The organism is Bacillus sp. NPDC094064 (assembly GCF_050279585.1).
GTDB lineage: Bacteria > Bacillota > Bacilli > Bacillales > Bacillaceae_G > Bacillus_A.
Map to the genome: position 1 here is coordinate 766,932 of NZ_JBNNUI010000001.1, position 13,371 is coordinate 780,302.

A 13,371-nucleotide genomic window follows, 5' to 3' on the forward strand; every position below is an offset into this window, starting at 1 on the left:
ATCCCCCCACTAATCGGTCTGCTCATAAATAGCGGGACAAATCTTTTCGGTATAAGTTAATTATATCTTTTAAAGCAGCCGCTGCAGCTCCGCGCGGATTAGAAGCACCACCAATTGTAGTAACTTGCCCCATCGTATCTGTAAAGAACGTAATTCCTTTTTCTGTCCCATTTACTTTTGCTAACGGATGTTCTTTATCTATTTCATATGGTTCAACAGTAAGATTCACGTTGCCATCCTTATCTTTATACGCTGATGCAATTAGTTTGATCCATTTATTTTGTTCTTTAGCATTTCGTATTTGCTGTATTGTAACGTTCTCAATTCCTTTTATATGTATATCTGTAAGCGCATTCTCTACTCCCATTAAACTGTTTGTTAAAAGTAACAATTTACATGCACTATCTGAACCACTTACATCTAATATTGGATTCGTTTCAGCAATTCCTTTATTTTGTGCTTCTTGCAATGCTTCTTCAAACGAAATATCATCTTCATACATCTTTGTAAGAATATAATTTGTTGTCCCGTTTAATATCCCTTCTATTTTCTCAATATTACAGCCCGCTAAACTCAATTGCCCAATATCTAGTGTTGGTAATGCAGCTGCTGTTGCACCGCTATATCGAATTCGTACATTCGCCTGCTTTGCTGCTTTATTTATTTCTCTCCAGTTTGTAACAAGTGCCCCTTTTGAAATTGCAACTATATCCATCTGTTTCTCAATCGCTTGTTTCATATATTGTTTCCCTGGATTTCCATCTCTAAGGTTTGTAACGGTTGATTCTACCAAAACAGTACCACTGATGCTATTTGTTGCACGCTCATTCGGATGATGTTCTAAATATTTTTCAATTGCAGCAGTACCGCTCCCAAACATTAATAAATGATGAATAGACAACCCTTCCACATTATGTATTGCAACATTTCTACCTAATACACCACTTACAACTAAATCTATTCCATATGTTTCATTTATATATAAATATTTTTCATTTAATAATTTTATAAACTCTCTTCCTACTGTTCCATATCCTGATAACACAATTTGAATTTTCATAATATCCCCCCATATTTTTCTACCAAATCCCTCTTTCAATATAATATAAAGCGCCCTTGAATTCCATCGAGGGGCTTTATCATTTTCTGTTTTGGTAATGAGGAAACCTACAGATTAAAAATAACAAATAATAATTACTAAAATAGTATGTAAAAAAGCTTAGAGTTTTAGGCTCTAAGCTTTTTACATACTTCATTGCATTACAATTCCTTTTAAAGAGCGATACTTTTTATTCCGTATTGACGGACAGTAAGACTCTCAGCTAAAAATTCAGCAAATGCGAGGAATTTAGCTGGGAGATAACTTCCCGTAAATACCCAATTGGTGAAGGCTAATAATCAGTGGGGATAGTCCCCCACTGATTAAAGTTTCACTTTATCCATTCTGATTTACTCAATATATAATGATTGTATAGTTCGTTTTCTATCGTCTGTTGACTCAAATAAGTAAACCCGCATTTTTCAATAACTTTATTTGATGATACGTTATGAATTAAAGCAATTGCGTTAAGAATGTCTACATTTGTATATTCAAACAAATAGTCAATCATTCCTTTAGTCGCTATTGTAGCGTAACCATTATTTTGATATTTATTTGAAACGGCATACATAATTTCTCGGTTTGGTGACGGAAGTTCTTCCTTCATACTTGTACAGCACCATCCAATAAATTCATTTGTATTTTTCATAAATATTCCTAGCTTTAAAGAATAGCCATCTATGTTAGATGTGGTTTTGACGGCGTCAAGAAATGCTTTATTTGCTGGTATTTCATAATTTGCAACCCAATTAACTCGTTGTTCTTTTGTTGATTTCCAGTCTGGCAAATACTTTTCTATCTCTGGTTGATTTGATATTTTATAAATACTCTCCGCATCTTTGATGGTAAACTCTTGTAAGTAAATATCTCCACAATCTATTCTAAATAACTTAGTCAAACTTTCTTCTCCCATAATAATCCCCCTTAATTACGTTTGAAATTGAAAATAATTATAGATACCTCCTAGCTAGAGGTACCCATAATTACATTAAAGCTCTTTTATCTGCTTCGTAAGTTCTATAAATCTTTCATCAAGTTCTTTATATCCTTTGTCCTTAGAAGTTAAAAAGCTTAATTTACCTAATACTTCTTGTCGCTCTGTTTCTAGCGTTAAACGTAGCTCTTCAATGTCATCTCTTGTTTTAGCAGACTCTTCTAGCTGCTTTTGTATCGTGTTATTTGAAAACACTAATTTCATATTAGTTGTTTTCTCCAAAAAATATCGATCGTGAGAAACTATAACTAGTGTTCCATTATACTCCGCTAATGTATTTTCAAGCTGTTCACGTGAAGGAAGATCCAGGTGATTCGTCGGTTCATCTAAAATAAGTACATCTTTTTCTTCTAAAATATAAGCCATTAACTTACACTTCACTCGTTCTCCCATGCTCATATGCTCAATCGGCTCTTTCCATTGAGAAGCTTGGAATCCTAAATGTTTCATTAGATTTTGGACTTTTCCTCTTTCCTCAAATGTCTCTTTAAAAAACAAATCTTCTGGTGTTTTATCCAGTGGTAAATCAAATACTTCTTGTGTTAAATAACCGATGTTTGCCGATGGTGAAATCCAAATTTCTCCTTGAACAGTTTCCGTTTCCATAATCATCTTCAATAATGTTGTTTTCCCGCTACCGTTTGGTCCAATAATCGCAACTTTCTCACCGTGTTGGATTGTAAAATTAACGTTTTCAAATAATGTTCGTCCATTAAATTCTTTCCTCAATTGTTTCACTTCTAAAAAGCGTTTTCCTACTTTTTTATTCGCTTGAATAGAGAACTCAACTGAATACTCTTCTTTCACACGCTCTACTTTCGTTTTCTCAAGCTCTTTTTCGAGACGTTTTCGTTTTGACTTCACTTGTGCATCCATTCGCTTCGCTTTTACACGATAAAATTCTTTAACTCCTTCTTGTTTTGTGGACTGCGCGTGTGCCTTTTGTGACCATGAACTTAATTCTTTTATATTTGCTTCTACTTCTTCTATCTTTTTTTGTTGTTTTTCATATTCACGCTGCTGCGTCTTTCTTTTTTGCTCACGTGCTTTCATATAACTCGTATAATTACCACTATGCTCAATTAATTTCTTATCCTCAATTGACCATATTTTTGTTGCGACAACATCTAAAAAATATCGATCATGCGATACAACGATAACTGTACCTTTCATATTTTTTATCTGTTTAATAAGAAATTCCGTACTTATCTCATCTAAATGATTTGTCGGTTCATCTAGTATTAATACATTAGGGTTTTCAGCAAATCCTTTTGCTAGTCGAACCTTCAACTTTTCACCACCACTTAACGTCACAAAATCGTTCGTTGGCACGCCCCATTTTGCAAGAAGTTCTGCTTCTGTTGCAATCATATCACTACTAATAAAAGATTCTATTTCTTGTTCAACATATGCCGTTGTCATATTCATTTGCTGCCATTCAACAATCCCTTTTGATGGTTCAACTTTCCCATTTATTAATTGAAGTAACGTTGATTTACCAGCACCATTTTTACCGATTAATCCGATAACATCCCCTTGTTTTACTGTCACATTCATTTTTTCTAACAAAGTGTTTTCATTTATTTCAACATAAACATCATTTAATTTTAAAAGTTCTTTCATAAATATCGATCCCTTTCATTAAGGGAGAACAAAAAAATCCTCCCAAAGTAATTTTGGCAGGATTAGTCGTTACATTATTTATACCCAAATAAGCTATTACGCAAAACAAATAGCAACACCGTTGTTTGGAATTGGGCAGACTAATCCTATTTTTTATAAATTGAAATTTATTTAATTTCAACATTTAAAAATAAGATTAGTTAATCATCGTCCACCCATCATTCCTTTCCATCATTAGTAACCATATTGTACCATGATAACACTGTATGCGTAAATATTTTTATATGTACTACAAAAGTGTATTTTTTCATCGCTACTCTTCTTATGTTTATCAACCATTAGTTTTCACTATGTTGAATGGTTTATTCATTCGAAATTTCTTTACAGTCCATATTTCCGCCGTGATCATGCGGTGTCCCACATGAAATACTCTCTTCTTTCGGGGCAGTACCAATTACACCGATTATTGGATTAATTGGAATTTGTAGTTCATTGCTAATTAGCTTTTTTCATACAAGCTCCTCTTGAAATTTTAATGATATTTGCATGTAAAAAAGCACTTAGTTCATTTTGAAACATACACTCTTTACTATAACAGTTATAGAAAGGTGGTATCACTATGCCCCTTATTCCATACAACGAAAGTGATGTTGATTTACTAGCTCGTTTAATTCGTGCTGAGGCTGAAGGCGAAGGTCGGCAAGGCGAACAACTTGTTGGATGTGTTGTAGTAAACCGTGTATTTTGCGATTGCTTAGATTTTAAACAACTCCGTACCGTACCTGATGCTGTATATCAAAGCCCTGGTGGATTCGAAGCGGTTCAATACGGATACTTTTATCAACGTGCCCGTGAATCAGAAAAAGAAATCGCAAGAAAAGTTTTACAAGGTGAATGGCGCTGGCCAGCAAGGTGGGCTCTTTGGTATTTCCGTCCAGTCGGAGCTTGTCCGCCCCAGTGGTATAATCAGCCATTTGTAGGACAATTTAAAAGCCATTGTTTTTATGAACCAAAAGGTGATGAATGTCCGAAAATGTATACTCGATAGCCAAAATAACCAACGTAAGTATTTATTCATTTAATTACTTGCGTTGGTTATTTGCTGTATTTTAGAAATCTAATAATGTGACGAATTTTTCGATACCTACCACATGTATTAATAATGGTATACGAGGGCCATTTGATTGATTCAAAATGAGCTTATATATAATAGTAAACAATTGTTTTTGATTTTCTTTCATTATTTTTTTATTTTCATGATGGCAAATCGGATACAATTGTTCCATTAAGTTAGCATAGTCTTTATTAGAACGAAGTATTTTACAAACTTCTACTAGCCATTTTTTCTGCCTTTCCTCTAATGAGTTGTAAAACTCTGTATTTCTCTCTTGATTTACCGTAATCAATTTTTCAGATTGAAAGTTTCTTATCCAATACTCTGCACGATTACTTATCGCTATCATGTCAGGTAATGCATAGCTCCTATCTATTTTCTCTAATATACCTTGTAAAATAGATGAATCAAAATTTAATAATGGTAACGTTCCTGCTACTTGATTAAATTTTGGATATTCTTTAAACCCGCTATCAACTCTAGAGAGTTTAATTGCATCAAATAAATCTTCATTTTTCAGCGTTTTATTTTCATAACTGTCCTTCAATCGTTCATACTCTGTATAATTGCGAATCACATCTTCATCCAATCCAATATGAAAAGCAGCGCCTGGCCTATATTTTGCAAACATAAAAAGAATCACTTCTGGTAAATACACTTTTAATAAGTCGCTAGGTGTAATACTATTCCCTAAAGAACTGGACATTTTTTCATGATTACCTTTAATCCCAATGAAATCATAAGCAACGTAATGAGGAGCTTCACGATTGAATATTTCCCTTGCAATTTCTTTTGATACATTATAACTACCTGTTTCCGATGAATGATCTCTTCCGCCCGGTTCAAAAATAACATCCTCTGTCATCCATCTCATTGGCCAATCGATTTTCCAATTCAGTTTCATTTTATTTGTATTTAATACCGATAATTCATTTTCATTTCCGCACTTACAGTCATACCGAACTTTTTTTAATACTTCATCAAAATGTGAAATATTTGTTGTATCTTTCCCGCATTTCTCACAATACAATGTAGCTGGATAAAAGCTCTCTCGCTCTTCTTCACTACACTCTCCAGTTTTAAAACCCATTAAAATATCATATATTTCTTTTCTTCTATCCAAAGCCTCTACTATGTTTCCGTTATACTTTCCACTTCTATATTCAGCATGTTGATAAATGAATTCCACTTCAATTCCAAATGCTTGGAGCGATTTTTCAAACTCTTTTTCAAAATGCTCTGCATACGAGTTATGACAACCAAATGGATCTGGAATATCACAGTATGGCATACCAATATACTTTGCAAAAGATGGATCAATATTTTTAGGAACTTTTCTAAACCTGTCGTAATCATCCCATGAAAAAATGAAACGAGTCTTTTTCCCTAAATCTTGAAGAGCCCTTACAACGAAATAAGTCGTTACGATTTCACGGAAGTTCCCAATATGAACAGAACCTGATGGACTAATTCCAGATGCACAAACAAAAGTTTCTTTGTTTGGATGTTTCCTAATTAATTCATTTGCTACTTCATACGCCCAATGCATATTTTACTCACCTCAATTGTTTTTTGTTTTCACATTTTCAGTTTTATGCAATAAAAAAACTCCCACCCCCAAGATTATTCATCTTGAGGACGAGAGTTATTAGCTTCGCGGTACCACCTCAGTTTGTTAATACGTCACCGCATTAACCTCTTCAGGTACGGCAAAATATGCTTATACCCTATCTCTATAACGGGAGATCCCGTCGCACCATCCCTAAATAAATTAGTTCCTTGCGCAGCTCCAAGTCTTTTTTCATTAAGATGTATACCGCTCTTTCTCAGCTACTAGAGCTCTCTGTACGTATTCGTTCTTAACTACTCTTCTCTTCAATGCCATTTTAAATGTTAGTTTTTTATATGATAATTTATAATGCTTTTATTGTCAAACTTTTCCGAACGAAAATATATAGCTATCTAAAAAAATGTTTTATCATTTCTAATTGAATTTTGTGGCTACATTCATCACAGCAATATATCCCTTTCGATTTCTCTTTAAATCGCTTATATTCTTCACTTCCCTCGTATACACGGAATATATTTTTACACGAAAAGCAAACAATCTCATAAAACATCATATGCATTTTCCTTTCCGTGTTTATACACTTTTTTTAATAATTTGAGAAGGTCGGTTTTCTACCTTACAAATCTTAATATCCTCTCACTAAAGGTTTACCTCTATTCTTATCGAATTATATAAATATCTTATAAAATGAGGTGAACATCTTGTTCAGTAATATAGAATTAGTTTTAGCTGCTAAAGCTAGTTTAGCTGAAGGACCATGTTGGAATGAAAAGGAACAGCTCTTATACTGGGTTGATATTATGGAGAAAAAATTGTGCATTTATAATCCTACTAATAATACGAACCGAGTAATCACCCTCGATCAGCAAATTGGCTGTGTTGTACCATATGTAGAGGATGTAGTACTTTTAACAATGGAAAGCGGCTTTTATTCTCTTAATCTAAATACTGAAAAACTGACACATATTTTTGACCCCGAACCACACTTAATTGAAAATCGTTTTAATGATGGGAAATGTGATCCAGCTGGTCGCTTCTGGGCAGGTACTACAGATACATACGGTATTAATGCTGCAGGTTCCTTGTATTGTTTAAATAATAATTTGAGCGTAGAGAAAAAAGTTTCACATGTAAATACATCAAATGGAATTGCTTGGTCACCTAATCATAAATACCTTTACTTTATTGATACACCTACTAAAAAAGTGGTTCGCTATCATTATGATATACGTAATGGAGAAATTCGTAATCCAAGTGATGTAATCATTTTCCACAAAAATGATGGGCTACCCGACGGTATGACAATTGATGAAGAAGGCTGTTTATGGATTGCTCATTGGGGAGGTTCAAAGATTACTAGGTGGAACCCTTTAACTGGAGAACAAATATTGAGTATTCCAATTCCAGCGTTATATGTAACGTCGTGTACATTTGGCGGGCCTAATTTAACAGATTTATATGTTACAACAGCTAGAACAAGAATGACGGATGACGAATTAAAGAAGTATCCACATGCTGGTAGTATCTTTCGAATTCAAACAAATGTTAAAGGTTGTCCTACCTATTCATTTTTCAATAAAAATATTGGAGCTGAAACAATATGAATCGTATCAAATACATAAGACAAGAAGAAAAGAAATATCACGATCTTTGCTATGAACAATATAAACTATTTGAAACTGGATCTTGGCTTAACAAACCAGTTAAAACGGTTATGGACTTAATGTACTACTTTGAAGGGCAAAACAATTTACAAGTACTTGACCTTGGGTCCGGTGTCGGAAGAAATAGCATTCCAATTGCACAAAAGATACAAAATACTAGCGGCATTGTTACATGTGTCGATTTACTTGATTCTGCTTTGACAAAACTACAAACTTATAGTAAAGAATATGGTATCATTAATACTATTAAAACCGTACAAGCAGCAATTGAAAACTATCATATCGACGCTAACGCTTATGATTATATCGTTGCAGTATCCAGTTTAGAGCATGTTAAATCAGAAGAAGATTTAACAAACGTGCTCCATTCTATGAAAGAAGGTACAAAGACTGGTGGTATCATTTGTTTAATTATTAACTCGAACATACAAGAAATTGACTTACATACGAATGAAGAATAAGATGCTTTAATTGAAATTAACCTTCCTACTGAAGATATGATACAACTCTTAAAAAGCATTTATAAGGAATGGAAAGAAATAAAATTTGAAATAAAAGAATTGGCGTATGAGATAGTTCGTAATGAAAGACACATTCAATTAAAGACGAATGCGATTACGTTTGTCGTACAGAAATAATATTATAAAACACTTAGGACAATACTTCATTACCTATTTACTGACATACCCTTCCATTACAATTACGATTTCTCCATAAGAATCGCTTACTGCTTAAATCGTAATACCAAAAAAATATTTTCTATATTTATGGTTTAAAAATCCAAATAATAGGACTTAAATTTATTACTACATAAATAAAAGAGCACTTGTTTCCGCAAGTGCTCTTTTCGGGAATTTTGAGATATCCTATTAACGAAAGTTAAGGTTACTTAAAGTTAAGAGGTATTTACAATATATGCTTGTCCCTTTTATTTGTGCACAATTAATATATATCAATTATCCGCACTATTTAAAAACTTATTTCTCTTTCGTACATTTTATCATTAAAAATTTGATTGATGGTTTATTTTCCATGTTCTTATTTGGTTCGTCAATTTCCGAAACTTGTACTAGTCCATATTTATTAAACTCATGTTTTATAGAATCCTCATCATAGAAAAACATTTTTACGCCTTCCATTATCTCAAAATAATCTTGATCCAACTGTTTTCCTTTTCCATACATTGGAGCTTTTTTAGAAACTGTTGTAAGAACCATATATCCGCCGGGTTTTAACTGATTAAAACACTCTTCAATAAACTGCTCTCTCTCCTGTTCATTCAACAAATGAAGAAGCGCATGACTAAATATTCCATCATACAGGTTGCGATCAAAAGGCATATCATTTACCGAACCATGATGTATTCTAATACCTTCTAGTCCGTTTTGCTTTGCTAAATCAATGGCCGTTTTTGAAATTTCAATACCTGTTACATTTATACCATGATCGATAAAAACCTTTGCATTTCTACCATATCCAATACCCGGAATCAAAATATCCTTAACGTTCTTTTCAAGGAAAAAATCCTTTGTCAAAATTGCAGAATCTGTGGGTTCAAATCCCCACATCGTTTGTTTCTCGATAAAACTTGATTCCCAAAATTCCATTATGTTCTATCTCCTTATTCTTTATATAATTATAAATCATTAATTGTACAAACTATTCGTTGGTATATGTAAATCCTAGAGCACTCTCACATTTTATGTACAAAATACAAAAAACTCCTCTACAAGGATATTTGTTCCGTTAATCTAAATGTAATCTTCTCTTCCATACACCTTGTTTCACTAATCTTAATCATTCTAGCTTCATTGAATATAGCATATTAATATGGCTATATCTAATTTAAAGATTGTTTTAAAAATCGATGCGTTATCCATCCACCCTTCTATTTAATTTCACTTTTTAATAATCCAAATAAACTGTGCGAAAACATTTCTTTTCACCTAACTTAACATAAAAGAATAAAAGAGCACTTGTTTCCGCAAGTGCTCTTTCTAGGGATTTTGAGATACCCCCTAACGAAAGTTAAGTGGATATGGACAATATATGCTTGTCCTTTTTATTCGTGAATAATTTTTATATTATAATTTGAGTTTAAATATACAAACTATTCCCTATTCATTTGTAGATGAAAAAAGCCAAAAATACAATTCCAGTTTTGACTTTTTCTTTATTACTTTTTCATATTATATTGATCTAAAACTTGTTCTAACATTTCCAACGTTATCGGTTGTACTTTAGTTGTTAACTGATATCCAATTCGCCCATTTGGTTCTGCTGTAACTTGCTGTAAACTCTTTAAATCATGAATCCCTTTTTCTCTTAATTGCATATATAATTGTTGTTCTGACATTTTTGCTTGTGATAAGCCGCCTTTAATAATTTCTCCGTTTTCAACAATAACGATGCTGCTTCCATTTAAAAATTCTTCCACTTTTCGTGATTTCAATTCTAAAAAATGAATGAGGAGTAAAATGCTTGAAAATATAACAGCAGTAACAATAGATGGTATCACTTTCCTACTTAAAACTGGTTCTACAATAATACGTCCAATAGAAACAACAATAATAATTTCAGCCCGAGTCATTTGGCTAACAGATATACTTCCTGTCATTTTTAAAACAAAAATCCCAGTCAAAATTAAAATAATACTTTCAAATAGTATAGTCATTATCGTTCAATCCTTTAATGTTGAATATTAATAGTGTTCTCCATTAAAGGATGAATTATATATTTTTTACACAATCAATGAATTTTCACACCCTTCAGACCATGAAGGATATAAAGGTGACACGTGCTTTATCATTTGGAGCTCCTTTTTTATTAACATTGGCAATAAAGAACGTCCTATTACCCCCGTTGCACCTGCCACAAATATTTTCATATATGTTCCTCCTCATTTAGTAATCATAAAAGTGACGAAATATATATGATATATGTGACAAGTAATTGATAGATTTATATGTTATTCATATGAAACAAACACTTTTAAAGGATTTATTATCCCTTCACTCAATTCCTCAAAACATTGTTCAAGTGTAGTATAATGAATTTCATGTTGAAAAATCTCTTCTATAAATGGTGTTTGCTCTATTTGACTAAAAAACCAATCTGCATGTTTTTGATAATCATATCCGTCACTTGACCCAATGATCTGCAATTCTTTCTCATAAAATTCGGCGGTTAATGTTAGTTCTTCTTTATTACCATCAGAAAGTATACATATTACACCGTTACTATTTAGAGCATTTTGCAATGTACGAAATCCACTATTTGTAGCAGAACATTCGAAACCATAACTATATGTTTCTATTATTTTCTCTTCTGAATCATATATGTTTTTCACACCAAATTTCTTTGCAAATTCTCTTCTAGTTCTATTAGGTTCAACAACATCCACATGCTCAACACCTGCATAGTATTTCAAGAAATAACAAGCGAGCAAACCCATAACTCCCAATCCAGTTATAAGTACTTTTTTATTTTTACCTGGATTTAGTTTTAATACCCCTTTAGCAGCATCACATGAAAGGATGGATAATAAGGCAACTTTAGGTTTTATACAACTAGGTACTTGAATAACTTTATGTCCCTTAACTATCCCTATCGTTTGATGCCCATAAAAGGAAACTACTTTATCACCTATTTTTAAATTTGTTACTTTATTACCAACTTGGATAACTTCACCATAACTTTCATATCCAGTTTTTCTTGGATACAAAGGATTAATATCTGTAACATCTGATTCTTTATACTGTGGTAACTCGGCCCCAATGCTTATTGCACCTGCGATTGTTTTAACTATAATTTCATCATCCTGAATGGTCCTAATTTCACATGGTTGCCACTTTAGTTGTTTAAGTCCTTCTAAAACTAATTTATATTGTTTCATTCATACCCTCTCTTTTTATGAAAATGTATTCAAATTAGCTTTTGAACTATTTTTAATAATAAATGTACATATTCCATCTATATCTGTAAAAACATACTCTCTTCTTAATTCCGACGAACTAATTGTACGGTCTGTTTTTTCATGAACATTTGGATCGCTTGCGTCCAACGAAGAAAGGAGTTTCTGATGCTATAAAATGACAATACAATACCTAAAATAAGCATAATCCCGTTCCGATATTAAGAATGGGGTTAAAATATAATTAATTAAATTTATTTAGCATCGCAATCCATACCTCGCTGTGCGACGGCGTGGTTCATACTTTTCTGCTCGAAATCAGCACATCTAAATAGTGCTGATTGTACATAATGCCTAATATATTTCCGAAGGGATCAACTAAGGAAGCGGTGATGAATCCCTCGCCGCGCTCTGTAGGTGCCTCATACTCTTTCGCTCCCATAGACAGCAACTTATTGAAAGTTGCTGTTACATCATCAACGTGCCAGTACACAATAGCACCAGATGGTCCGGTCACTGAACCATCTGGCGCATAACGGCTATCGATTAAACCTAGCTCGTGTTGGTAGTCGCCAAGGCGAAATTCGGCATATCCTGGACGTTCGAAATATGGTTCGCTACCTAATAGCTCAGCATACCACTTCTTTGCTGCTTCTAAATCATCCGCCCAAAAACTAACTGTGGTTAGTCCTCGTAATGTCTTTGTATCGTTCATAATCGATTCCCTCCATACTATTGAGTAGTACTTCTCAATACTAAACGAAATAACATTTTCTGAATTAATTTCGATTTCCTTATAAATAATCCTATCTCTTATTCTAGAAAATGACCCTTTAATGACATATTACGGCTGAGATTTTTAAGTATCTTCATTGTAAATGTTTCCGATATCATTTGTAATTTAACAATTTTATAGTGACTTCACAACAATACATACAAGGCTATTATTTTTCATTTCATAACAAACCTCCTTTTAAGTATTATTCTTTTTTAAATTGAAAATCTAGACGTCCCGATTGTTTTACTTCCTCAATTAGTTTACGAATACCTTCTTCAATCTTATCTTCTTTTACATTGGATACGTTTAACTTTAACAACTTTTCTTTATGAAAATCATTTAAATAATTTCTATCAATTGAATCGATACTTATTTGATTTTCTCTTAATTTTTTTATAAATGTTTCTGTAACTATGTTTTTCTGTATTTCTAAACAAGTGTGTATTCCCAATATTTTTTGCTTTTCAAACGTAAATAACAGTGGGTTTTCATGTAGATTTCTTATTCAATTACATACAACTTTTTACTATGACTTATAAATTCCTTTTAAAATTATGAAATTTAACATTATTTCACAATTCCTTCACTTCACAAAGGAATTACAATTCATAAATAG

11 protein-coding genes, 5 pseudogenes and 1 other annotated feature are annotated in these 13,371 nt (G+C 32.7%); of the genes and pseudogenes, 3 read left to right on the forward strand and 13 right to left on the reverse strand.

Annotation, left to right across the window (positions count from 1 at the left end; translation table 11 throughout):
* Positions 1-22 precede the first annotated feature (22 nt).
* The 4 genes and pseudogenes from ACQKNI_RS04155 to ACQKNI_RS04170 form a co-directional block, all read right to left on the reverse strand.
* On the reverse strand, positions 23-1,060 hold the full coding sequence (locus ACQKNI_RS04155; RefSeq protein ID WP_088229176.1) for a homoserine dehydrogenase: 1,038 nt from the start codon (positions 1,058-1,060) through the stop codon (positions 23-25).
* Positions 1,061-1,430: 370 nt separating this feature from the next.
* Entirely contained in the window at positions 1,431-2,012 is a 582-nt protein-coding gene (locus ACQKNI_RS04160) for a GNAT family N-acetyltransferase (RefSeq protein WP_088229175.1), read from the reverse strand.
* A 75-nt stretch (positions 2,013-2,087) separates the two neighbouring features.
* Positions 2,088-3,716 carry a ribosomal protection-like ABC-F family protein gene (abc-f, locus tag ACQKNI_RS04165; RefSeq protein WP_088229174.1) on the reverse strand — a complete coding sequence of 543 codons (1,629 nt, stop codon included), beginning with the start codon at positions 3,714-3,716 and terminating at the stop codon, positions 2,088-2,090.
* Between the two features lie 374 nt (positions 3,717-4,090).
* Positions 4,091-4,219: pseudogene (locus ACQKNI_RS04170) on the reverse strand (acetamidase/formamidase family protein); the annotation flags it as partial.
* 116 nt (positions 4,220-4,335) lie between these two features.
* Here ACQKNI_RS04170 and ACQKNI_RS04175 point away from each other — a divergent pair.
* On the forward strand, positions 4,336-4,764 hold the full coding sequence (locus ACQKNI_RS04175; protein WP_088229171.1) for a cell wall hydrolase: 429 nt from the start codon (positions 4,336-4,338) through the stop codon (positions 4,762-4,764).
* A 61-nt stretch (positions 4,765-4,825) separates the two neighbouring features.
* On the opposite strand, the gene lysS is transcribed toward ACQKNI_RS04175, so the two are convergent.
* Both lysS and ACQKNI_RS04185 read right to left on the reverse strand, forming a co-directional pair.
* Positions 4,826-6,379, reverse strand: a complete 1,554-nt coding sequence (gene lysS / locus ACQKNI_RS04180) for a lysine--tRNA ligase (protein WP_427282205.1) — start codon at positions 6,377-6,379, stop codon at positions 4,826-4,828.
* 82 nt (positions 6,380-6,461) lie between these two features.
* Positions 6,462-6,718: a binding site (T-box leader), on the reverse strand.
* A gap of 70 nt (positions 6,719-6,788) precedes the next feature.
* A complete protein-coding gene (locus ACQKNI_RS04185; protein ID WP_088229169.1) occupies positions 6,789-6,959 on the reverse strand; it encodes a DUF2197 domain-containing protein in 171 nt (56 codons plus the stop codon).
* A gap of 142 nt (positions 6,960-7,101) precedes the next feature.
* Here ACQKNI_RS04185 and ACQKNI_RS04190 point away from each other — a divergent pair, with 142 nt between their 5' ends.
* Positions 7,102-8,004, forward strand: coding sequence for an SMP-30/gluconolactonase/LRE family protein (locus tag ACQKNI_RS04190; RefSeq protein ID WP_427282206.1), 903 nt, complete (start codon positions 7,102-7,104; stop codon positions 8,002-8,004).
* A pseudogene (locus tag ACQKNI_RS04195) lies at positions 8,001-8,702 on the forward strand (class I SAM-dependent methyltransferase). The gene ACQKNI_RS04190 and the pseudogene ACQKNI_RS04195 overlap by 4 nt, the downstream one beginning before the upstream one ends.
* Before the next feature lie 339 nt (positions 8,703-9,041).
* Here the strand turns inward: ACQKNI_RS04195 and ACQKNI_RS04200 are convergent.
* The 7 genes and pseudogenes from ACQKNI_RS04200 to ACQKNI_RS04230 form a co-directional block, all read right to left on the reverse strand.
* The gene (locus ACQKNI_RS04200; protein WP_427282207.1) at positions 9,042-9,671 is read right to left on the reverse strand and encodes a class I SAM-dependent methyltransferase; all 630 of its coding nucleotides are present in this window, start codon (positions 9,669-9,671) and stop codon (positions 9,042-9,044) included.
* Between the two features lie 569 nt (positions 9,672-10,240).
* Entirely contained in the window at positions 10,241-10,738 is a 498-nt protein-coding gene (locus ACQKNI_RS04205) for a DUF421 domain-containing protein (protein WP_098991138.1), read from the reverse strand.
* Positions 10,739-10,885: 147 nt separating this feature from the next.
* Positions 10,886-10,951 (reverse strand): annotated as a pseudogene (locus ACQKNI_RS04210) (NmrA family NAD(P)-binding protein); the annotation flags it as partial.
* Between the two features lie 81 nt (positions 10,952-11,032).
* Entirely contained in the window at positions 11,033-11,959 is a 927-nt protein-coding gene (locus ACQKNI_RS04215; RefSeq protein ID WP_088229165.1) for a zinc-binding dehydrogenase, read from the reverse strand.
* A gap of 15 nt (positions 11,960-11,974) precedes the next feature.
* A pseudogene (locus ACQKNI_RS04220) lies at positions 11,975-12,158 on the reverse strand (hypothetical protein); the annotation flags it as partial.
* A 117-nt stretch (positions 12,159-12,275) separates the two neighbouring features.
* Positions 12,276-12,692, reverse strand: a complete 417-nt coding sequence (locus tag ACQKNI_RS04225; protein ID WP_088229164.1) for a VOC family protein — start codon at positions 12,690-12,692, stop codon at positions 12,276-12,278.
* Between the two features lie 265 nt (positions 12,693-12,957).
* Positions 12,958-13,248: pseudogene (locus tag ACQKNI_RS04230) on the reverse strand (PLP-dependent aminotransferase family protein); the annotation flags it as partial.
* Positions 13,249-13,371 lie beyond the last annotated feature (123 nt).

Excerpts from the sequence above, each read along its gene's own strand:
- ACQKNI_RS04155 (WP_088229176.1), bottom strand. The coding sequence starts at position 1,060 with ATGAAAATTCAAATTGTGTTATCAGGATATGGAACAGTAGGAAGAGAG.
- ACQKNI_RS04160 (WP_088229175.1), bottom strand. The coding sequence starts at position 2,012 with ATGGGAGAAGAAAGTTTGACTAAGTTATTTAGAATAGATTGTGGAGAT.
- abc-f (WP_088229174.1), bottom strand. The coding sequence starts at position 3,716 with ATGAAAGAACTTTTAAAATTAAATGATGTTTATGTTGAAATAAATGAA.
- ACQKNI_RS04175 (WP_088229171.1), top strand. The coding sequence starts at position 4,336 with ATGCCCCTTATTCCATACAACGAAAGTGATGTTGATTTACTAGCTCGT.
- lysS (WP_427282205.1), bottom strand. The coding sequence starts at position 6,379 with ATGCATTGGGCGTATGAAGTAGCAAATGAATTAATTAGGAAACATCCA.
- ACQKNI_RS04185 (WP_088229169.1), bottom strand. The coding sequence starts at position 6,959 with ATGCATATGATGTTTTATGAGATTGTTTGCTTTTCGTGTAAAAATATA.
- ACQKNI_RS04200 (WP_427282207.1), bottom strand. The coding sequence starts at position 9,671 with ATGGAATTTTGGGAATCAAGTTTTATCGAGAAACAAACGATGTGGGGA.
- ACQKNI_RS04205 (WP_098991138.1), bottom strand. The coding sequence starts at position 10,738 with ATGACTATACTATTTGAAAGTATTATTTTAATTTTGACTGGGATTTTT.
- ACQKNI_RS04215 (WP_088229165.1), bottom strand. The coding sequence starts at position 11,959 with ATGAAACAATATAAATTAGTTTTAGAAGGACTTAAACAACTAAAGTGG.
- ACQKNI_RS04225 (WP_088229164.1), bottom strand. The coding sequence starts at position 12,692 with ATGAACGATACAAAGACATTACGAGGACTAACCACAGTTAGTTTTTGG.